Source organism: Sphingopyxis sp. (genome assembly GCF_035565275.1).
Lineage (GTDB): Bacteria > Pseudomonadota > Alphaproteobacteria > Sphingomonadales > Sphingomonadaceae > Sphingopyxis.
On record NZ_DATMST010000136.1, the window covers coordinates 19,059 to 41,489 of the forward strand.

14 protein-coding genes are annotated in these 22,431 nt (G+C 63.6%); 5 read left to right on the top strand and 9 right to left on the bottom strand.

Annotated features, from left to right (window positions below):
• Nucleotides 1–208: 208 nt before the first annotated feature.
• Together VN047_RS09095 and VN047_RS09100 are read right to left on the bottom strand one after the other, a co-directional pair.
• The gene (locus VN047_RS09095; RefSeq protein ID WP_325541924.1) at nucleotides 209–2,107 is read right to left on the bottom strand and encodes a S9 family peptidase; all 1,899 of its coding nucleotides are present in this window, start codon (nucleotides 2,105–2,107) and stop codon (nucleotides 209–211) included.
• A gap of 266 nt (nucleotides 2,108–2,373) precedes the next feature.
• On the bottom strand, nucleotides 2,374–4,980 hold the full coding sequence (locus VN047_RS09100; protein ID WP_325541926.1) for a TonB-dependent receptor: 2,607 nt from the start codon (nucleotides 4,978–4,980) through the stop codon (nucleotides 2,374–2,376).
• Between the two features lie 239 nt (nucleotides 4,981–5,219).
• Between VN047_RS09100 and VN047_RS09105 the strand changes: the two genes are divergently transcribed.
• Nucleotides 5,220–5,762 carry a sigma-70 family RNA polymerase sigma factor gene (locus tag VN047_RS09105; protein WP_325541997.1) on the top strand — a complete coding sequence of 181 codons (543 nt, stop codon included), beginning with the start codon at nucleotides 5,220–5,222 and terminating at the stop codon, nucleotides 5,760–5,762.
• Nucleotides 5,759–6,724 carry a FecR family protein gene (locus tag VN047_RS09110; protein ID WP_325541928.1) on the top strand — a complete coding sequence of 322 codons (966 nt, stop codon included), beginning with the start codon at nucleotides 5,759–5,761 and terminating at the stop codon, nucleotides 6,722–6,724. The genes VN047_RS09105 and VN047_RS09110 overlap by 4 nt, the downstream gene beginning before the upstream one ends.
• Nucleotides 6,725–6,864: 140 nt before the next feature.
• Here VN047_RS09110 and VN047_RS09115 read toward each other — a convergent pair whose 3' ends face one another.
• Both VN047_RS09115 and VN047_RS09120 read right to left on the bottom strand, forming a co-directional pair.
• Complete coding sequence (locus VN047_RS09115) at nucleotides 6,865–7,551, bottom strand: hypothetical protein (RefSeq protein WP_325541930.1); 687 nt, start codon at nucleotides 7,549–7,551, stop codon at nucleotides 6,865–6,867.
• A gap of 259 nt (nucleotides 7,552–7,810) precedes the next feature.
• A complete protein-coding gene (locus tag VN047_RS09120) occupies nucleotides 7,811–8,119 on the bottom strand; it encodes a hypothetical protein (RefSeq protein ID WP_325541932.1) in 309 nt (102 codons plus the stop codon).
• Between the two features lie 291 nt (nucleotides 8,120–8,410).
• Here VN047_RS09120 and VN047_RS09125 point away from each other — a divergent pair, with 291 nt between their 5' ends.
• Genes VN047_RS09125 through VN047_RS09135 form a run of 3 tightly spaced genes read left to right on the top strand, consistent with a single transcriptional unit; the run spans nucleotide 8,411 to nucleotide 13,437 of the window.
• Nucleotides 8,411–10,339, top strand: a complete 1,929-nt coding sequence (locus tag VN047_RS09125) for a TonB-dependent receptor domain-containing protein (protein WP_325541934.1) — start codon at nucleotides 8,411–8,413, stop codon at nucleotides 10,337–10,339.
• A gap of 33 nt (nucleotides 10,340–10,372) precedes the next feature.
• Nucleotides 10,373–11,212, top strand: coding sequence for a hypothetical protein (locus VN047_RS09130; RefSeq protein ID WP_325541936.1), 840 nt, complete (start codon nucleotides 10,373–10,375; stop codon nucleotides 11,210–11,212).
• A 35-nt stretch (nucleotides 11,213–11,247) separates the two neighbouring features.
• Nucleotides 11,248–13,437: a winged helix-turn-helix domain-containing protein gene (locus tag VN047_RS09135; RefSeq protein WP_325541938.1), complete on the top strand. Its 2,190-nt coding sequence runs from the start codon at nucleotides 11,248–11,250 to the stop codon at nucleotides 13,435–13,437.
• Between the two features lie 6 nt (nucleotides 13,438–13,443).
• Here the strand turns inward: VN047_RS09135 and VN047_RS09140 are convergent, their stop codons facing one another.
• The 5 genes from VN047_RS09140 to VN047_RS09160 form a co-directional block, all read right to left on the bottom strand.
• On the bottom strand, nucleotides 13,444–14,085 hold the full coding sequence (locus tag VN047_RS09140; RefSeq protein WP_325541939.1) for a carboxypeptidase-like regulatory domain-containing protein: 642 nt from the start codon (nucleotides 14,083–14,085) through the stop codon (nucleotides 13,444–13,446).
• Between the two features lie 82 nt (nucleotides 14,086–14,167).
• A complete protein-coding gene (locus VN047_RS09145) occupies nucleotides 14,168–15,241 on the bottom strand; it encodes a hypothetical protein (RefSeq protein ID WP_325541941.1) in 1,074 nt (357 codons plus the stop codon).
• 16 nt (nucleotides 15,242–15,257) lie between these two features.
• Nucleotides 15,258–15,731, bottom strand: a complete 474-nt coding sequence (locus tag VN047_RS09150) for a hypothetical protein (RefSeq protein WP_325541943.1) — start codon at nucleotides 15,729–15,731, stop codon at nucleotides 15,258–15,260.
• Nucleotides 15,725–16,051: a hypothetical protein gene (locus VN047_RS09155; protein ID WP_325541945.1), complete on the bottom strand. Its 327-nt coding sequence runs from the start codon at nucleotides 16,049–16,051 to the stop codon at nucleotides 15,725–15,727. Before VN047_RS09155 ends, VN047_RS09150 begins: the two co-directional genes overlap by 7 nt.
• Nucleotides 16,052–16,271: 220 nt before the next feature.
• A complete protein-coding gene (locus VN047_RS09160) occupies nucleotides 16,272–22,037 on the bottom strand; it encodes an autotransporter domain-containing protein (RefSeq protein WP_325541999.1) in 5,766 nt (1,921 codons plus the stop codon).
• Between the last annotated feature and the right edge of the window lie 394 nt (nucleotides 22,038–22,431).

Sequence of the window (22,431 nt, forward strand, 5' to 3'; positions counted from 1 at the left end):
AGAAGATGGTGACGCGCGCACTGAAACGAGTGGTTAATCAGCGGCATCACGACAGAAAACGAGGCTGGCAAGCCCCAGCCCGCCGAGTTCCCACGCAAGCGGACCAACCACAATTGGCCGGTTTCAGACGGTCCGCTTCGAGATAATTCGGAAGAAAAGCAGACCATAGGTCCCTGGTCAGATCGGCGCGAATGAATCGAGAGCATCTTTATTTTCCGCGATTCAGATATTTTTCGAACCAAGCGACTGTGCGCTCGGCGGCATCAATCTGGTTTTCGCGTTTCTGAAATCCGTGGCCTTCTTCCGCGTAGAAGTGGGCCTCAACAACTTTTCCTGCTTCGTTGAGAGTAGCGACGATTTGCTCCGCCTCATGGGCCGGGACACGAATGTCATTCTGCCCCTGAAGCACGAGCATCGGCGCCTTAGTATTCCGGAGATATGTGAGCGGGCTTACGCGACTGTAAACCTCACGATCGGCCACCGGGTCGCCTATGAGCCCGCGCTGATATTCGCGAAGGGCAGGCGAACCACGTTCCCACATCGTGTTCCAGTTGACGATGCCATAGGCTGCAACACCCGCGGCCCAGAAATCGGGCATGCGCCCGAGCGCCATCACGGTCATGAAGCCGCCGTAGGAGCCGCCGGTGATCCCGATCTTTTTCGGGTCGGCATAGCCCGATGCAACGAGGAATTTCGCGGCCCAAGCTTCATCTTCGAGATCGCGGCCGCCCAGATCCCGGTGATTGGCATGCTCGAAAGCGCGGCCATAGCCGGTCGACCCGCGGACATTCGGGGCGATGACCATATAGCCCCGCGACGCCAGAGCGGTGGCAGTGGCATCGAAGCTGTCGCTCGTCTGGCCCGTGGGCCCTCCATGCGCCATCACGACAACAGGCGCCGATCCGTCGCGCTTCAGATTCCATGGCATCCACAAAATGGCGCTGATGACGGTTCCGTCCGCGCTCTTGTAGCGGACAATCTCGGACCGGGGCAGAAGCTGCGCGTTAACGCTACCGAGTCCAAGGCGAGTAACCCGCGACGCTTCGCCCGACGCGAAGTCGATGGTCCAGTAATCGAACGGCGCGCTGCCGGAGGAATGCGGGAACAGGAGACGGCGTCCGTCCGGGGAAAAGGCCGGCAAAGTGCCGTCATAGTCCGCGGTTTTGCCGTCGGGCAAAGACAGCGCACGAGCGCGCCCTTTCGCCACATCATAGAGATACACCCTGTCGCGGCCATCGACATTCTCGACAGCGATCAGTTGACGGCCATCGGGCGAAAAGGCGCCGGCGTCCTGCGGCCAATCGCCCGCATGCACTTCCCTGCGTTCGCCGGTGGCAAGGTCGAGCAGCACGGCCTGCCTTACGCCCAACCGGTTCTCGCTCGTGACCGAGAGGCTCTTGCCGTCGGGGGAAATGGCCGCAGCAGCCTCATAAGGCTGACCGGGCTCTGCGCCCGCGACCTTGGTCGCCGCCGCGGTGGCCATGTCGATGCGCCAGATGGCGCTCTCGCTGTGGCTCGAATTCGACCGGTTCGCATAGAGATGGATTCCGTCGGGAGAGAAGGCGACCACCGACCAGATGATGCCGGCTTCCTTTTCCTGCGTCAGCAGGCGAACCGACCGATCGCCGAGGTTCATCACGGCGACATTGGTGTTCGGTTCGGTGCGAACGCGGCGATTGAACGCGAGAAAGCGAGAATCCGGACTCAGGCGAAGTGGGCCCCTGTCAGACGCATCTGGGCTTGCCGTCAGATTGACCGCTGCGCCGCCATCCGCAGGGATAGAAAAGATGTCATAGATTTCGCGCCCTCCAATGTCCGACGCATAGAAAATGGTCTTTCCGTCGGGAGCAGCCGCCGGATAGAGGGTCTTGTCCTCAGATTGTTGAAGCTGGACCGGAAACCCGCCACCCCCCGGCACGCGCCACAGATTGATGCGCCCGGTAAGATCGGTGGCGATCACCACATCGCCCGACGGCGTCCAGGCGGCGGACGGGCTCGACCGGAGGAAGAACAGGTCGGCGATCGGCACTGGCTGGGCATCGGGCCGCGTCGCGGACATCAGGTGCCGCGGATCGGTGAGCGGGCGTTCGGGCGTTCCGGAAAGCACGGCTACTCCGGGGCGCTGCGGGTCCAACTTGTCCGCAGAGCCAGCAACCGCCGGATAAGATCCTGTCTGACTGGCCACCTCGGGCTCGGCATGGGCCAAAGTCGGGACGAGCATGGCGACGCTGAGCAAAAGCGACTTCCCCCTGCCCATCCGCATGGCCCGATGTCGCGGCACTGACATGATGATCCCCTTGTTTTGGTTATGCGGCAGGCCAGCAGATTGCCGGGACGTGTCGCTTCCGGCGTCTCGGAAGAACAGCGCGCGCGCTAGAAGCGCTTGGTGAGTTCCAGGCCGACAGTCCGCGGCCGATTGGCGCTGTAGAGGACATCAGGACCCGCGAAATTGGTGTTCGCGTTCATATAATCCCGCGTCGTCTGGAAGCGCGTATCGAACAGATTGTCGGCAAAGAGGCGCGCGCTCCAGCTCTCCCCTTCGAGGCGAAGCGACAGCGTGATGAGCCAATAGCTGCCGATCGGAAGATAGTTCAGATTGGGTCTGGTGGACGGAATGAGCGCACCGGTGGCAGCATCGCGAACGGGCTGGAAGGGACCGAAACTATTATAAGTGCCGCCGGTGTAGGTGGTCAGCCAGTTGAAGCCCGCTTTCAGGCCGCCACCCAGTTCGGCGCTGTAATCTGTCATCAGCGACAGCGCGTGACGCGGGATCAGCGGCATCCGCTCATCCTTGAAACCGATGCGCTCGATCGTCTCGGTCAGTTTCGCATCGGTATAACCATAGCCGAGCTTGAACGAGAGCCCCGGCAGCACGACGTCATGGATATCGAGTTCGATTTCTACACCCTGCGACACGGCCTTGCCGGCATTGCCCTGAAACGCGAAACCGCTCGGCGTCCGCACCGTCGTCTGAATGTCCGACCAGTCGATGCGAAACAGCGCGGAACTCAGATAGATCCGGTTCTGCGCGAGCGAGAATTTGCCGCCGAGTTCGTAACTGACAAGGTCGTCGGAGTCATACTGCCGCCCGTCGGCCGGAATTCCCGTATTGGGCGAGAGCAGGTTGAAGCCGCCCGGGCGATAGCCTTGCGCAACCGTCACATAGACGAGGCCGGCATCAGCTATCTTGTACGAGGTGTTGAGACGCCAGACGCTGTCCTTCTCGCGGTATCGCCCGTTGGAAATCTCTTCGGGCAGCGGCGTCGTACGGCCCAGCCCGTTCGCGTCACGGGCATTTCGGCCGAACCATTGGTCGATCGAATAGAATGTACCGCGGCCCCGCACGTCGAAATAGCGACCGCCGACCGACGCCTGCCAAGCATCGGTTAGCTGATATTTCACCTCCCCGAACACGGCGAGCTGACTTGAGCGCGTATCGTCCTCGATCACATATTCTTTGTCGTCGTTGAGCTCGGCGCCGATGATATTCTGTTCGAACGCATCCTGCCCGGGAAACGGCACGGGCACGCGTTCGGGCTGATAGCCCTGGACGCGCTGCTTGCTGTAATATCCGCCAAGGATCCAGCTGAACGGACCATCCGTGTTCGAGACGAGACGCACTTCCTGCGTAAAGCGGTGCGATTTCGAGTGGTTTTCCGCGATCACCGTAAACTCGGGGATATCGTCGGGATCCAGAAAGCCACCGAAGATGATGTCGCGGATATTGAAGGTGCCGTCGTTGCTCGTATCGAGCCGCTCGTCCACATAGGACGAACTCGAGGTCAGATTGGCCCCGCCGAAATCATAGGCGAGTGTCAGGCTTGCGAGCTGCGCTCTATATTTTGAATCGCCCGGATGGACGAAGTTGACAGTGAGATCGGGCTGGGTTTCCCGCTGATTGTAGCGGTCGCCATAGTGCGCGCTGTGGCGCTGATATGTGAGGTTGATTTCAAGATCGTCGACCGGCTTCATCAGCACCGCGATGCGTGCCGAGGTAGTGCGGTCATCATTGACGTTGTTGGTGCCGAGCCTGACGTTGTCGATGAAGCCGTCATTGTCGAAGTGGCCCACATTCGCGCGAACCGCGATCCAGTCCGCGACCGGAATGTTGAGCATGCCGGTGAGGTTGTAATTGACCCCGCCATGGCGTGTCGACGTGAGTTCGGCCCCGACGCGGCCCTCGAATTTCCCGGTATCGGGCTTCTTCGAGATGTAGCGCAGGGTGCCGCCGATCGCACCGCCACCGAACAAAGTCCCCTGCGGTCCGCGCAGGACCTCGATGCGTTCCACATCGACCAGCTTCAGGTCGAGCGGCGCGCCGCGCAAAGGCATGTCGATCGGAATATCGTCAACATAGACCGCGGTCGTCGGCGCGAGGCGGGCCTCGGTCCCCGTTCTCAGGCCGCGCAGAACGAGCTTCACACCCTCGGTCGGACCGCGGTCGGTGATCGACAGTCCTGGTATCGTGCGCGCGACATCGGCAACGCCCGTGGCGCCCGTCTTCTCCAGCGTGTCGGACGAGATCGCCTGCAGGTTAAACGGCACGTCGCGAACCGATTCAGAACGGCGGGTGCCCGTGACGATGATTTCATCGACGGTCTGAACATCTTCGCCGGCGTTAGCCACCAACGTTTGCGTTGCTGCACCAGTCGGCGCCTCGCTATTGCCTTCGGACAAAGGGACGACAGTAAAAGTCTGCGTCCCGGTCGCACGGACGGTGAGGCCTGTTCCTTTCAGGAGCATGTCCAGTGCCTGCTCGACCTTCATCCGGCCCCGAACTTCATTGGCGCGCTTGCCACGCGTATGTTTGCGCGCCGCGAAGACCTGGACATTGGCTTGGCGCGCCAATGCCGCCACCGCGGTCGTCGCCGATTGAGCGGGGATGTCGAAAGATCGTTCCTGCGCTGCGGCAGGCGTCGCCAAGACGCAGACCGTCGCACTCGCTGCGAGGATGAAGCCTCTGCAATATTCCGATCTCATACCGTCCCCCATATTTCTCTGGGCTCTTGCGCCCATGATTCCAAGGAGACTTGGTCCCGCCACTTTCCTTTTTTGCCGCCCCCTTTTTTGTGCCGATCCGCAAAATAAAATAAAAAAAGGAGAATGGTGCGGTCAGGTCTCTTATCCTTGTGAGGCGCCTTATCGCGCGAGGGGGAACGACGACGTCAATTCAAAGGAGCCTCGAAGACCGTCGGCGGATCGCGAAGTGGGTGGCCAGCATGGTCATGCCGCACGAACGGTTCGTGCGAGTCTGGCTGAGGCGATCCCAACTTTCCCCCGAGGATATCGATGAAGTGATCCAGGATTGTTATTGCCGCTTCGCCATGCTGGACGAGGTTGAGCATATCGAACGCCCCGATGCCTATTTCTTCACGATGGCGCGCAACCTCGTGGCACGCCGGATGAAGCGGGCCAAGATCATTCCAATCGACGGCCTCAGCGAATCCGAGGTCGCAGGCCTTATCGACGAGACTCCCTCACCGGAGCGCCATGTCGCGGCCCGCATGGAGATGAGCAGCCTGCGCGCCTTCATTGCCCTTCTCCCGGAGCGCCGCCGCCGCGTCGTCGAGATGCGGAAATTCGATGAATTGTCGCAAAAGGAGATCGCCGCGCGGCTCGGTATCACGGAGAGCAAGGTTGAGAATGATCTGTTCCAGGGCATGCTGGCCGTTCAGCGGGCCTGGCGCGACATGAGGATCGACACGGAGGATCAATCTGGCGGCCGCAACAAAGGCCCTCACGGACTTGGAGCCAGGTCATGAACGCGTCGCGGGACGAGCTGGACACCCATGCATGGCAATGGGTTGTACGTATGGACGCCGACGACTGGAGTCCGACCGAGGAAGCTGCCTTTCAGGCCTGGTTGGCCGGAGAACCGAAGGCCGCTGGAGCCTTTCTGGAGGCGCAGGCGATGTGGATGGCAATGGACCAGTCCGATACGGCAGCGGCCAATGACGACATGGCCATGTCCGAAGCGGAGGTTGCGCACGCGCGACGGTTCAGCCGCCGATCCATGCTCGCTGGAGGCGCGGCACTCGCAGCTTCCGTCGTTGGCGCCGTCCTGATCATGCGTGACGGAACCGTTTATGCGACCAGTGTTGGAGAGATACGCAGGGTTCCGCTCGCCGATGGTTCAACCGCAGCGATCAACACCGCCAGCCGGATCAGCGTACGGCTGGCCGAAGCAAAGCGATTGGTCGAGCTGGAGAAGGGCGAGGCCTGGTTCCAGGTAGCCAAGGACAAGAACCGTCCCTTCATCGTCGAAGCTGGCCGGATCCGCGTTCAGGCTCTTGGCACTGCCTTTTCGGTCCGGCGCCGTGACAATGGCGCCGACATCCTCGTGACTGAAGGCGTGGTCGAGGCATGGGCGGATGGCGCCAGCGGCAACAAGATCAGGCTCACCGCGGGCCAGCGCGCGTTCGTCGCCGACAACGCCGCTATCAAAAGTGCTCCTGCGGAACTCGCGGCCATCGAGCGCACCCTCGCCTGGCGTAACGGCCGTGTCGATTTCGTGGACGATCCGATCGCGGATGCTGTCGCGGAATTCAACCGCTACAATGAGCGCAAGCTCGTCATCGTCGATCCGGCCGTCGGCCGCGAACGGTTCGACGGCGTCTTTCGGATCGATGACCCCGATGGCTTTGCGGTCGCCGTTCGCGACGGCCTTGGCGTTCCGATCGACCGTTCAAATGGTGACGAGATCAGGATTGGCCGACAAGACTGAACCTGGGCAACGACGCTAGCGTGTCAGCCTCTACCGAGCTACCGGGCCGGCCCGGCGAATGTCGACGACTGGCCGCTTGAAGACCGTCCGCTTTTGGGAACAATTTCTGAAAAGCTGACAGGAAACGTCGCGTGTAAGCGTCAAGGGGAAGACTGAGGACGGCCTGTGTCAAACGGGTAGGAAGCAGCACCCAGAGAAACGGTCTCGCCCGCTGCGTGTCCCCTCAGCGTCCTGGCCCGACGGTTCAGCCATGCCGACTCGCCCGCGTCCGGCACGGCCCCTGACAGGATGAGGACCTCGTCCATGCGAGCGACGTCCTCCGCGCGATCGCCGAAATATGCACCGGGCAAATGATGCTGATTATATTCGACGATGTCCACCAGCGCGAATGCAAGGCCGCGCTGAGCTTCTGTGATAGCGGGGTCTCTCCGCAGCGCCGCGCGAAAATGGACCTCGGGAGGAACGGCATCGAGCTTCCAGTCATGGAACCGTCCCAACAGAATATGGGGCCAAGCCGCATCCGGCTCGTTCGCGATCCAGACTTGCAGCGTGGGCAAGACGAGCTTGGTCATCACAGGGTGCGGCGTGATCGCCTTCCTGTCGTTAAATTCTTGGCGAGCCCTGTCCAGCCAGACAATAAAATCCCGTCTAACGGTCTCCGGCCAAGCTTGGGCCTCCGCAAGAAACGTTCCGAGCGCCGACTTGGCCTGAGCTTTCAGGCCACCGCCTTTTGCTAGGAGCCATGGCGCATAAGCGAATGCCGTACCATGAGCCAAGGCGAGATCTGCCAAACGCTTCATTCTTGTATAATCGGTGTCGCTGGGCATGCGCCGATTATGCCGCTGTGCCGGACGCGCGCAACGGCTGTTTCTCTACCTGGTCCCACAACTCGGATTTGTGCTTCGCGCCCGCGTGGCGGAGCAGATCATAATAGTAGGACATCTTCCGCCCAGCCGCGCTGCCCTGATGTAGGTGTTGTAGCTGCGATGCGGGCCGGGGCGGTGTCTGCGGCTCCCCCCGTTCCGCCCACAGGGACGCTGAAACCATTAACGCGACCGCCAACCCTGTACGCACCATCTCTGCGGATCAAAATCCCGTGTTGGCGGCGGGATCGCACTCGATACGAAGATAGTTGATCGCATAGATGACGCGCTTCGCCATGGCTTCGTCGCCGAGGTAGATGCTCGAAATATTCTTGGCCTTCAAGAACTTCAAATCGATCGTATTCCCGGTCTGCGTCGCGGACACGATATCCTTGCCCCAGTGAAATCCCTCCGGATCCTTTCCATAGGGCATCGATTGGGTCCAGACGCTGAGCACGCTGACCTCCTGACTTTGTCCCCGCTCCATCATGAAGACCCGCAGGTCGCTCGCGTCAAACTCAAGCTGACTCATGCATCGTGACAACGACGCCGCATTCGTCACAACAGCCCGAATTGATCATCAGGGTGTTGGCTTCAGCTTTCTGGGACGACTTCGAATATCTTTCCGTCATGATCCACAATCTGGAACCTGCCCCCGGGTTTCCCCGACGCCGCGCAGCAGGGCTCTGGGATAGGACTCGTCCATCGAAGCGGAGAAATTAATCCCAAAAATATCGGAATATCATCAGCGCGCCATCATCGCGCTCGTCTCGCAGTTCCGATAGCGGCAGCGGCAGTTTCCCCGTTCAACGCCGAGGCAAAGATGTACTTCCAATCCCCGTGGCTGGTCGGCCGCGCGATGATGGCTGCGGTCGCCGTCGCAGCATTTCCCGTTCACGCCCAGACCGTGGACACGACCGACGAACGCGCGGTCGAACGAGCAGCAGACGCATTCGGCGTCCGTATCGGCGTCGAGCAGATCGGGCTTTATACCGAGACGCAGGTTCGCGGCTTCAACCTCCAGGACGCGGGCAACTACCGGATCAACGACAGCTATTTTGCCAAATCGGGCGGGGTAATCGACACGATCCTTTCAGGCGTCGTGACACGCGTTGGATATAACGCGCTCGATACGGATTTTGCCACCCCTTCAGGCGTCGTTGAATATCGCCTGCGGTCGCCCTTTGACGCGTCGCCCGTGCATGTCGAGGTCATGCTGCGTGATTATGGCGGCCACTCCTATGATCTTCGCCTAGCACAGACGAGCGCCGACAACCGTCTTGCCGGGCTCGTCGGTGCACAGGCATTGCTCGGCAAGAGTTCTTCGGGCCTGTCGCCCAAATATTACCGGTTCGGAGCCGTAACCGAATGGCGCCCGGTCGACGGAACCAGCGTCACCGGCTTCGCGTCGCTCAACATCTTCGACCTCGAAGGCTTCTACGGCGTCAGCGTGAGCGGCGCGAAGCTGCCGCGCAAGATGAAGCACCCACGCCGCTATGTGACGAGCTGGAGCGATCATGACGGCGCCGACCTCAACATCGGCGTCCTCGGTTCCGCGAGGCTGGACGACGCTTTCGACGTCACGGGTTCGCTCATCTACTCGCGGCTCGACCTCGATCGCGCCGACTTCACCCAGCTTGTCGTCGACGAGGACGGTCTGGGGCGGGCAACCGGCTTTGCGAACCGGCCGCGCAATAATGAAACCTGGTCAGCCTCGCTCGGCGGAAGCTGGCGTCTCGCCGCGGACCACCGCCTCTATGCCGAGCTGCGCGGCCGCCAGACGCGCAACCGCTTCGCACCCGGCGTTTCGGTCGAGCTCGGCGCCTTCGATCTCGGCGAAGGCATCGCCCCCTCGCCCGAGCCCGATCTGCCACCACTGCCGACAACCCTCGATTCGATCGATCAGATCAGCGGCGCGTTCGGTTATGAAGCGACGATGGGCCGGTTGCGGCTGAAGGGCGGCATTCAGAAAAGCTGGCATCGGCGCGAAATTGCCGCGCCCGCCCGTCCGCGGGAATCGACGACGCAGAAACCCTGGCTCTATGATGCCTCGATCGCCTTTGCGATCGCGCCCGACTGGACTGTTTTCGCGAGCGCGACGCGCGGTCTCGAGGAATCGGGCGCCGCTCCCGACAATGCCGCAAACCGCAACGACGTGCTGCCGCCAGCGCTCTCGACGCAGCGGGAGCTCGGTTTTCACGGTCGCCTGACCGACGGCCTGACATTGATCGGCTCGCTCTTCTCGATTGAAAAGGCGGCCCCCGGTTTCGACGCGAACAACGTCTATGGCCTGTTCGGCGAATTGCGGCACCGCGGCGTCGAGCTTTCGATGGTCGGCAATGTGACGCCGCGCCTGCGCATCGTGTCAGGCGCCGTTTATCTCGACGCGCGGCGCAGCGGGGAGCCGGTGCAAACCGGCGCCTGGTCCAAGGAAGCAGTCGGGCTACCGAAATTCCAGGCGATGACGGGCCTCACCTATGCTGTTCCGGCGGTTGAGGGCCTGTCGTTCGACGGCCAGGTGAACCATTCGTCGAGCAGGCGCGCCTCTTCGCGCAGCGAATTGCGTACGCCGTCGCTGACGACCGTCGACATCGGGCTGCGGCAGGGATTCGACATCGGCAAGACCAAGATGGCGATCCGCGCACGGATGACGAACCTGTTCGGCGCCGACAGCTGGGTCGCGGCGCGGTCCGAGCTGCTCGACCGGCCTAGCCGGCGCGCTTTTCGCCTGTCGCTGACGGTGAATATCTGACCGGCATCACCTGCCTTACCCCGGAGTTATCAAGTGAAAAACATCATCCTTACCTTGCTGACAGCTACCGCGACGCCGGCTGCGACACCTGCGGACGCTGGTGCGTTTTGCACGCCGATGCCCGGTGTCGAGGCCTTTCGCTACACCGTTCGCCCCGACTTCATCATCGTGGGCGAAGCGCATGGCACGGCCGAGTTGCCGGCCGCCTTTGCCGACATCGTCTGCGCGTTCGCGATGATGCGCGAACCTCTGACCGTCGGGATCGAGTTCCTGCCCGCCGAGCAGGCCGCGCTCGACACCTATCTCGCTTCGAACGGAAACGAAGCGGCGAAAATCGCCCTTCTCGCATCACCCGCTTGGTCGATCCGCGACGGACGCGCAAGCCGCGCCATCTTCGATCTTGTCGAAACGCTACGCCGGCTGAAGACGAAGCATCCCGACATGGCGGTGGTCGCCTTCGATCATCCGAGCGAACGACCGGGGACCTCGGCAGCTCGCGAAAAAGGGATGGCGGCCCTGTTGCTGGCGGCGAAGCAGGCACGGCCGGCGGCACCCGTCATCGCGCTGACGGGTAACGGTCATGCGGGCAAAAGCGAATGGACCTCGCTCGGATCTCCCTTCCCGGCCATGTCGCAGTTTCTGCCCGAGGATCGGACCGTTACCATTTCCTTCGACGTGGCAGGTGGCGAGATATGGGCGTGCCGCCGCCCGGCCGAAGGGACGCCGGAAGAATGCGGTCCGCGTCCCTTGACGGCTCGCGGAGAAACCGGGCAACGCGGCGTGTCAGCGGGCAGCAGTCGCAAGGGGTTCGACGCCACGCTCTCGGTCGGAAGGCCCTTCACCGCATCACCGCCGGCAAGGCCCGGACCTTGAGCTGGCCCCGCCCCGGCAGGGGGTTGGCGCGGCGCATGCAACCCGCCAACGACACCTGTTCATCGACCGCAGGACCCGCTACGCAGGGTGCGATTGACGATTTGTCCTTCGACACTTTCCAGGCGGCGATGAACGAGATGTCCTCCATCCCGGCGCGCCCGATCGAACTCGCGATCGAGGCGCCCTTCCAGTTGAGAACGCTGGAAGTCACTCCGGCGGCGCTGGAGCTACGCCGTGGCGGCGAGGTCACCACATTGGAACCGCGGGTGATGCAGGTTCTCGTTGCATTGCACCGGGCTGAGGGGCGTGTCGTGAGCCGCGAGGAGCTGCTGGAACTCTGTTGGGAAGGACGGATCGTCGGCGATGATTCGCTCAACCGCAGCGTCAGCCAGCTTCGCAAGGCGCTCGCCGGCGCAGATGATATTTCGGTCGATACGATTCCGCGGGTCGGTTACCGGCTGCGATTCGAAATCGAGACGCCGGAAGCGGCTCCGGAACCTATTCCAGCGCGGGCCAAGTCACCCGTTTCCTTTCGTACCAAGGCGGTCGCTGCTGTCGCGGTCCTTGCGATCTGCGGTACTGTCGGGGCTTTTACCCTCTATGTCGGCGCGCCGCACACATGGTCAGCGAGCGGGGTCCGGCCGCTGACGCAGGAAGCCGGGGTCGAGATGTTCCCCGCCATGTCGCCCGACGGACTCGCAGTTGCCTATTCCGCGGGGCCAGGGTTCTGGGTGCCGCGCGATATCTATCTGCGCAACGTCAGCGTCGGCGACGCGACGCCCGTGCGTATAACCGACACGCCGCACGCCGACGAATCCGCGCCCGCATGGAGCCCCGACGGCGACCGCCTTGCCTTCCTGCGCGAGGACGCAGCCGGCCAATGCTCGATTGTGATGATAACGCCGCCCAACGGTGCGGAACGGGTCATCAGCGCTTGCAGCGATCCCTACGCCGGTCTGGCCTGGCTCAACGCGAACGAACTGATCGTCGGACACCGGCCAGCAGGCGCCCGGGCGCGGCGGCTCGTCGCAATCGACGTGACCAGCGGCCGTTCGCGCGCATTGACCAATCCGCCCGTGGATATGCTTGGCGATTCGGCACCCGCCGTATCGGCAAGCGGACGCCGGCTTGCCTTCCGCCGCACCGCCGCCATGGGCAGCGATTCGATCCATATGCTGGACGTATCGACCCGCGAAACGCGATCACTCACCGGCGACGGATGGAAAGCGGCGGGTTTTACTTGGGCAAAAGATGAGCGCACGCTGTTCTTCAGCAGCAATCGCGGCGGCGACTTCGGCCTGTGGGCAATCGATGCCGTCCAGGAATCGGATCCCCGCCGCGTCACGCTGGGCATGCTCCCACTCGGCCGCATGTCGGTCGACCGGCAAAGCCGGCAGATCGCGGTGGAGACGGGACGCATTCAGACCAATCTCGCGCGTATCGGCGCCGGGGGCGGCGCCAGCTCGCCTATTACAACTGGCGAAGGCACCGACTGGGATCCCGACGCCCGCGCCGACGGGACGATTTTATTCGCGTCGGATCGCAGCGGGACGAACCAGATATGGGCGCACCGGCCGGACGGCAGGATCGTTCGGCTGAGCGACATGAAAGCAAGCTATGTCTATGCACCGCGCTGGTCACCCAATGGCCAGCGGGCCATCTTCCTCGGCGTGGTGGACGGCCGGACGCACGTCTATTCGATCCGGCCGGACGGGTCGGGACTGACCCGGCTTACCCGCGATGGAGGTCCAAAGGGGCGTGCCACCTGGGGCCCCGATGGAAAGCGGCTATTCTTCACGGCCGTCAGTGGCTCGGGCTGGCATCTCATCGCGCTCGATCCGGTGTCAGGCCGCGCATCGCCCGTGCCCGGCAGCCGCGGCATAGCAATCGTCGAACGTGCGGGGGCGCGGCTTTTCGCGCGCCGCGCCGGCGAAAGCGCCATTGTCGAACTCGATCCGCGGTCAGGCGCCCCGAGAGCACTTCCCGCGCGCATTGACGTCGCGGGCCTCGAAGCCTGGGCGCCACGCGAAGACGGCATCGTCCATGTCCGTGGCGAGGGCCCGAGCGCCGAACTGTGGATCACGGGCTGGGATGGCGCGAGCCGGCGTCTGGCGCCGCTGCGTCAGGCACCGCGCATTCCCTTTGCGATTGCCACCGACGGCAGCATCGTCACCCCGCAACTGATCGCCGACAATCGCGACCTGATGCTGATCAACCTCGACTGAACCGGTTCAGCGGCTGCGGACCTCGATCCGCATCTGGTAAATGCCGGGCCCCGTCCGTTCGAAACCGCCGACATATTCCGGTTTCCAGTTATAATCGCGCTGCGGGGTCAGCGCCGCGCTCACCAGCATCGGCTGGCCCCTATGGCTCGCTGTCACCCGATAGGATGTCGGTCGCAACCCCGTTAGAACCCACCCCTCGCCCGTGTTGCGCAAGCTGCGCTCGACCGGCGCGCCGCCGCCGACCGGGTGCAGCGTCACCGTCACCTCAGCCAGCGGCGTATAGTCGCCGATCGCCGAATTGACGACGAGCATACCGCCGACGCCATAGGGATCGTCCGCGGTCTGCTCGGCGAAACGCAACCGGAAATTGCGCACCGCACCGGCATGGCCCGCAAATGGCGAGGCATTGTCGGACACGAGATCGACCGTCAACGCGGCTCCGTCGACCATCAGCCTCGCCTTTGCATGGACTGTCCACACCCCGGGAGGCTGGCGCAGATCGATGCGATAACGCCCCTGACGATCGGTTCGCGACGAACGGCTGATGCTGACACCGCCCGGGTTCGACTGATAGCGCACCGTCACTTCGGCGTCGGCGACGGGCCGACCCTGCTCGTCGAGAGCCTGTCCGACCACAGCGTTCCTCACCGGTGCCTGCGAATGGGAGGGGACAGATGCGATCGCTGCAGCAGCAAGAATGCAAAGCCTGAGCATGGCGGAGCCTTTCCGTTCAACGAATGGCATAGCGTTCGAAAATCGCATCGAGCCGCCGTTCGTGGCGTGCGGTCAGTTCGACGCGGCGCCGGGTGAATTCGGCGATCCGATCGGGGGCATAGGCATCGAGCGTCGCGTCGAACGCCGCCATCTCGGCTTCGAAGCCCTTATACTCGGTCTGAAATGCCTGCTTGTAGCCGTCGCGCATATCGAGAAACGGCCAGTCGATGCGGTGGATGTACGGATCCCAGCTGTTACGGACCTGCTTCAGCGCGCGCTCGGCGGCGCGCAGGCGAACCTGTGCCGCGCGCGTCTCGGCATCGCCCAGCGGCGCGATGAAATCACCCACCAGCGGCGCTGGCTGGAAACCGGGGGAGGTCAGCGGCGCGATGAAATCGTCGGCTTCGGCTGCCTTGCGCGCGTGGTAGCGCTGCCAGGCGCGCTCGAGTGCGCGGCGTGCTTCTTCGACGCTGCGCACCGCGTCCTCCAGCCGCGTATGCATGACGTCGTTGGGCGCGTTGAGGACGACGATCTCTTCGAACGCGCGTGTCAGCGCATCAATCTCGGCAACCGCGGTGTCGATCTCGGACAGTTCGGACGGGCGGGAGTGCTGCGACACCGAGAAGGCGCGCATCGTCGCAGCATATACACGTGCGGCATCGCGATAATCGCCGACCGCCTGCAAATGCCGCCCATCGTCATCGGACGCCCGTTCGATCCGCCGGCGAAGCCGTTCCTGATCGTCGAGCCGCAAGTCGGAGAGCACGACCTCCGCATCTCGCTGGTCCGGCAGATCCACCTCCTCGATCTCGGGAGCCGGACCGCCGGATCTGTACCGCGCGATCAGCGCATTCATTCGTCCCACGATTACGAGGCAGGCATCGGGATCGCTCTCGGTCAGTTCCGATGCCTCATTATACAGTTCCTGAAGCTGGTCCGGGATCTGATAGGGGATGTCACCCGGCAAGCCCGACACGGCTTCGGCGGCGGTCTGCAGCGGATCGGCGCAGTCGCGCGCCGACGCAGCTGTCGGGAACAGCGCGGCGAACGCCGCCACAAGCGCTAGGCGGTGGGGGGCATCAAGGCTCATCTGCGACGCCGCCCCGTCAGCCCATGCCTTCGGGACAGGTCGGCGAGGCGAACTCCCCACGTTGCTTTGTGCGAACGACGTGTGCTTCGCCATTGACCTTCAGCTCCAGCGTGCCTTCGAGCTCGAAGGATTCCTTCTCGAACGTCCCCTCGATATCCAGACGGCCGCCCGACGGATGGCGCGCCGCAATCTCGATCATCCCGCCCGACATCCGGTTGGTATTGATCGTCCAGCCGTCGCCGGTCATGTCGGTGACGGCAAAACGCCCCGCCTCGACGTCGCTGGCCTTCAGACATCGCTCCTCCCGAATATCGACGTCACCGGTCTGGGTGACGTGATAGAGCCCGGCACGCAGCGGCTCCCCCTGCACGCCGAGACTGGTCTTTTGCGCAGCCGCAGTGTCATCCGAGTCCGAACCTGCGTTCGAACTGCAGCCTGCGAGGAGCAGCGCGGCGCCGCCCGCGAGCAGCACCATCGAACGCTTCAGCATTTCGGTTTCTCCGGCGGCGACGGCGGCGCCATGCGTTTGGTGGCGTCGGCGACATCGATCGTGGTATTGACCGCCGAGTTGACGAGCGCGCCGCCGGTTCCGGCCTTGCCCGCCACGACACTGACCAGCCCCGAACTGCGCGCCGCGCGAAGCAAGCCGCCGAGGCCGCCCTTCTTTTTCTTCTTGCAAGCCTTGGCGACGTCTTGCTCGCCCGGTGCCGGTGCGGCGGCCGTCTGCTGTTCCGAATCCTTGGGGTCCGCGGCCGATACCGGCACGGTGAGAATCAGGGCGGACAGGGCCGCCCACATCAGGCATTTCATAAATCACTCCTCTGTGTCGGATCCGGCAGGGCAGCATCGAGGAAAAACGGGCGGCCGCGGATCGACCGGGGCCTGCCGCGCCGCCGAGCGAAGCTGAAGCGTGCACGCGACGAACGGCCGAGCGGCGCGACGAGCGATATTCAAAAGCAGCCCCGGCCGCCGAAACGCGACCGGGGCCGAAACCGGACACCCTCGCGGATGTCCGGGGCCGGAGAACTGATCAGAAGCGGATCGAGAGACCGCCGGTGAAGGTGCCGCGATCGCTCTTGGCAAGATCGCGGCTGTAACCGACGTTGACTCGAACCGCCGGAGCCAGGTCGATCGATGCGCCGGCCGCAAGGTTCGCCGCGCTGCGGTCGAGCCGTGCGCCGTCGACCCGCATGGCTTCGCCGGGCGCGCCGGTGAAGCCGCCGGTCGCGGTCGCCGACATGCCGTCAAGCGTGAAGCGGTAGCCCATTTCGACATAGGGCGTGATGGCTGTGCCGCCTGCCTCGATCGTCGAGGAGAGCTGCAACGCGAGGTCGGCATAGAGGCCCCGCATATGCTTTTCGTCGACCGACAATGCGAAAGCTCCCGCTCCCCTTTCGGCGACGGCCTCGCGCTTGGTGTCGACATAGGTCAGTCCGGCGCGCGGTGCGACGCGCAGGTCACCCACCGTCATGCCATAATCGACGGTCAGATCGGCGACCCAGCTGTCGAGGTCATAGCGGCCGACCGCGGTGGCCGAAGGAGCGGCAAGCAGCGAACGGCTGGTCGTCGCGTCGGAACCGACGCGCGCCAGCATCGCATGGACATCGAACCCGCCAAGACGCGCATTGGCATACGCACCGACCGCAAAGCCGTCGGCCTTGGTCTCGGCGCCCAGCGCGCCGATGCTCTGACGCGTGTCGAGCGAGCCGATGAACAGGCCGGCCTGGCCGCTCTCGCCAAAGCCGTATCCGACGCCGCCGAGCACGCCGTCGGTGCTGGTCTGCCCCGCCGAAGCGCCGGTGCGGGCGCTACCGCGCAGCTTGCCATCGCCGAATGCCGCCTGTCCGAAGACGAACAGCCCGTCGCGGACCGGTGCGAAAGCGGCCATCTGGCGCGTGCTGTTCGACAGTGTCAGCGCCGCGTCGGTACCGATATGGAGCGCCGAGGCATAAGCCTCTCCCGTCAGCTGTGCGAAGGCCGTCTGGTTCGCACGCCCCTCCGCGTCGGTCAGCACATTCAACGCATCGGTATAGGCCTGAACGCCGTATCCGCCGCGGAGCACCTGGTTCGAATAGTCGATGCTGGTCCGCACATTGGACGGATAGGCCGCGTCATTTTCGAACTCGCTGCGGATCTGCAGGCGATTGCCGTTCTGGACGACAAAGCCGAAGATCGTGTCCGATTTGTTGATTGTCGTGAAGCGCCCCTCGATGCCGCCCTCGGCGACCACGAGGTCGAGCAGTTCGCCCGGCGCTCCTTGCAGCACGCCGGTAATATCGACCGCTGCGCCCTGTTCGATCGTCATCGTGCCCGAAATATTGAGCAGATCGCTTACCGTCGGGGTCAATTCGAGCAGCAGGTTCGATCCGGTACGGAAGATGACGTCGCCGTTCACCGTCATCGTGCCTGGCGAGGCGCCCGGCGACAGCGTGCCGCGCACGTCGATGTCGGCATTGACCGTGCCCGCCGAGCCGAAGGTCGCACCGGCACCAACGAGGATCGCCGACGACGAGGTGATCGTCGTCCCCGCCTGACCGATCAGGCGACCGCCGGTGATCGCCACGCCGTCCCAGCTGGTGTCGCCGGTCAGCGATACCACGCCGCCGCTGACCGCGAGCCTTTCGAAGTCCGAGACCTCGTCGCCATTGAATTCGAGCGGATTTTCATAGGTGGCCGCCGTGCGGAACTCGATCGTGTCGGCGCCCGCACCGCCCGCATAGCTGTTGGCGGGATCGAGGTTTGCAAGGATCAGGCGATCGTCGCCGGCGCCCATATGGACATCGCCGACGAGCGTGCCAAGCACCGCGAGCGTGTCGTTGCCGCCGCCGCCGACGACCGGCGCGGTCAGCGTCGTCCCCGCAACGATCGTCGTCAGGCCGCCGTCGATCGACACCAGATCGAAGAGCGCGTCGGTGTCGATGCGCAGTTCGCCAGCGCCGGAGCTTTCGAGCCGCTCGAAATTGGTCGCGCCGACCGACGACAGCGCCCGCACTATGCCTTCGCCCTGTTCGAGCTGGAGCAGGTCGTCGCCGGCGCCGCCGTCGACGCCGCCCGTCACCGTCGCGCCGCTGCCGAGACGGAAGCGGTTATCGGCCGCGCCGAAGACCACGCCGTCCGCCGACGCGAGGCTGGTGTTCGCGCCGAGTTCGAGCGCGCCGTCGACGCTGACAGTCTGGAAGCTGTAGGCGCCGCCGGTCAACGCGAGCGTCCCCGGCCCCTCCGATTCCAGGTCCTCGAAATTCAGGATCTGCGATGCGACGACCGTGCGGCTATCCTCGGCGCCCGACTGGATGCGCAGCAGATCGCGGCCGTCGCCGCCATTGACTATGCCATCGAACGCCGCGCCCGACGCGATGATCAGCTCGTTGCTCGACCCGTCGAAATTGACCGTCTGCCCCGCGCCGAGACTGCCGAGCGTGAGCTGCGCTTCGCCGAAGATATTGGCGACCTCGAACCCGTTCATGCCGTTGATCGTCGAGGCGCCGGCGAGTGTCAGGTTGAGCGTATCGCTGCCCGCGCCGCCGTCGAGTGCGCCCGACAGGATGCCCGAGAGCGTCAGGTTGAGCGTATCGTCACCGCCGCCGAGGTTGACCCCGCCGGCCAGCGTGCCCGTGACCGTTACGATATTGTTGCTGTCGTCGCCGACGATATTCTGGATCGTCCCGGTTCCGTCGTTGAGGATCAGGTTCGCACCGTCGAGCAGTTCGATCGTGTCGATATCCTGATCGAGCGTGACGTTGATCGTTCCCTGCCCGCGCGCGGCATAGGATTCAAAGCCGATCAACCCGCTCGGCAGATTGCCCGTATCGTCCGCGAGCAGGAATTCGAACGTGTCGATCCCGTCGCCGGCGTCGAGCAGCCCCTCGATCACACTCCCCGCGCGCGCCACATAGCGATCATTGCCAGCGCCGAGCAGTACGTCACCCTGGACGATGCCCGAATTCACCACGATATCGTCGCCCGCACCAAGGTCGATGCTGCCAGTGATCGTGCCATTGTTCGTAATGCGTTCGGCCCCGTCGCTGCCGGTGAACATATATTGGCCCTGGCTGCCGACCGTGTCGCCGGCGTCGATCTGGATCGAAACATTGGCGAGGCCGACCGTATCGACGTCGAAATCGCCGACGACCGACAGGATGCCCGTCCCCTGCTGCGCGCCGGGAAGTCCCGCGATGCGTTCGAATTCGCGATAGTGGGCGGCATCTAGACGGCCGTTCTGATCGCCGCTGCCATCGATGAAGAGCGTGTCGGTGCCGTCGCCGCCATAAGCGGAGCCGGTCAGCGTGCTGCCGAGCGCAATGACATAGGCGTCGTCGCCCTCGCCCATCCGGACGTCGCCCTCGACGGTGCCGCGGTTCTCGAACCAGTCGTCGCCGTCGGCAAGGTCGACGTTGCCGATGATATCGCCTTGGTTGACGATGTGATCGGTCGTGCCATAGGTCTGGATCGCGCTGGCGACGACCCGCTCATAGCTACTGTCGCTGATCGCGCCCGGCACATCCATCGCGGTGCGGCGGACGAGATCATTTTCCGCAAGCACGGTGTCGGTGCCGCTCCCGCGGATCGTCCCGCGGTTGACCATGCGGAAAAACGCACGCGATGCGCCATCGGGATTATTGGCGTGGACAAGGACCGCCACCGAATCCGCGCCGGTCGATTCGATCGTCCCGTCATTCTCCAGTTCGACGATCGCATTATCGCCATGGATTTGCGCGCCAAAGCCATAGGCGAGGCCCGTGCCGCCGTCGATGTCCGTGCCGCCGCCGTTGCCGCGAATCGTACCGCTGTTGCGCACCGATGCAACGGTTTCGGGATCGCCGCTTTCCGAGGTTCCCGTTGCAATGATCGTCAGCCCGCTGCCGCCCGCGCCGCGTCCTTCGATCGTCCCGCTGTTGTCGACGTCGATCGACCGCGCCTCGATCCGTGCGCCGCCGTCGGTGCGGCTCGCTGCCCAAATCTCCCCGTCATTGTCGAGTTCAACACGTCCGGCACGCGACCGGATGTTGAGACCGAAAAGCGAATCGGCGTTCGACCCCGCCGTATTGTTGAAGATGCTACCGGTGGCGCTGTTGACGAAACGCGCGAGGTGGCCGACGTTCTCTATATTGGCGGTGAGACCGGAGCTGTTCTGCGACAGTGCCGAGATCGTCCCCGAATTGACGAAATCGAGATCGCCTTCGGCATCCTCGCCGATATCGAGCCGCACGCCGAGGCTACCGCTGAGCGCCCCTTCGTTGACGATGCGACCGCTGACATCCTCGCCCATCAGTGCATAGTTGCTCGAACTGATGTTTCCGCGATTGATGAATATACCGCCGCCCGGAACATTGGCGATCCCGCGTACATAGGCGCCGTAGCCCGTTCCCGCCGAGATATCGGCCTCGTTGATGACCGTCCCGTCGCCGATCATCTGGATGCCGTTCGACAGCGTGCCTTCGGCAGTGACGGTTACCGTCGTATCGGCGCCCGACGCCTCGATGCCATGCATTTCGAAACCGCTGCGCCCGTCGACGTTGAGTATATTGTCCGCCAGCGCGACCGTGGCGGTCTCCGAATAAGAGCGTCCATAGGCATCATGGTCGCCCGCCCCGCCGCTGATGGTTCCCGTGATGGAGCCGTTCCCCTTGACGAGAAAGATATCGTTCCCGCCACTAAGGTCGACGTTTCCGGCGATTTGCCCTTCGTTGACGATGACGTCGGTTCCATTAACGCCCTGATAGGCAGTCGTGCTGGTCCCAGTGCTTTCAAACGCGGCGCCGACGCGGATCAGACCTTGCGCTCCATTGCGCAGCACGGTGTTTGAGTTGATACCTTGGGCCTGCACAGCGGCGCCGAACAGGCTGGAGATTTCGCCGTCGTTGACGATCAGCGTGTTGCCCCGCGTCAGGATCGCATCGCCCGACGCCTGAATCTTGCCGACCTGTCCGCCGTTACGGCGGTTGGTAATAGTCGCGTTGGTCGCGTCGATTGCCTGCGCATTGGTGCCGCCCGCCACGCGTGTATTGATGCCCGATATGGTTCCCAGATTGTCGACCGAACTCGTCGTGCGGATTGCGGCCGATCCCTCTTCCGTCGCCAGCGACGTCTCGCGAATCTGGACGAACGCCGATGCTTCCACAACGGTTTCAGCATCACCTGCGTTCAGCGCATAGCCGCTCGTCGTGCTGATCGTCGTGTTGCTCTCGACCGTGACACTGTCGGCGGCCCGTGCATCGACGAGTGCTTCGCTATTATTGGCCTGGCCCGATATATTTGCCCGGATGACAAGATCTATCTTGCCATCACCGCCCTCGCCAAGTCCGCGCGACGTCGAGGCATCATACACGACGATCGCGCTCCGGTCGGGCGTGCCGGTCGTGTTGACAACGGCTTCGACGATGATGCGGCCGTCACCGCCGAGGCGGAGCGTCTGCTCCATTTCGTTGTTTCCGCCGGCCGATGGCGCGGTGAGGGTCAGCACCGAATCATTGCCCGACGCCTCGTAGCCGACCGATCCAAAGGTTCGGCCGTCGGCAAGCCGTGCGGTGCCCTCGAACACGCTGGCGGTCGTGGTGCCCTGCGCGCGCAGCCACAGATCGTCGACGCCCGATTGCATGCCGAGCTCGCCAGTGAGCAGCGCCGGACTGTTCGCCGTCGCGCCGAGGTTCACGTTGCCCGTTGCGTGGTCGAGCCGCCCGCCGTTCATGTCCAGCACGATGCGGCTGTCGCCCTGTGGCACTTCGACGTCGCCCTGCTGTGTCTGTCCTTCGGGAAGATAAACGAACAGGTCCGACGACTGCGCATGGACCGTCGGCACCAAGCCGATGGAAAATCCGGCAGCGCTGGCCAGAAGCAGCGTGCGGGTGGACGTTTTGGAGGCGGTGGTACGAGCGACGCGGGAATGGGACGATTTCACGGGGGTGGACCTTTATGCTGACATTAAGTGATGTCGGGGCACACGCGGAACCGCGCACCCCGACATCGCCACGCAACCGGGGACTGCACATGGCATCCGAGGGAATGGCCGCCGTCGGTCAGCGGGGGGATAGTCGCTGCGACAAATGGCGCTCTCGCGCGATCAACGCGAGCGCTCCGAGCACCAAATCCATGATTGAAGGACCAATTTTCAGAATAACATCGGCGATCCATCAGGGATCCATCATGGCCTTTGACCTCTGGGCGCGCGAAATCGGCCGCATCGCAAATGCGAG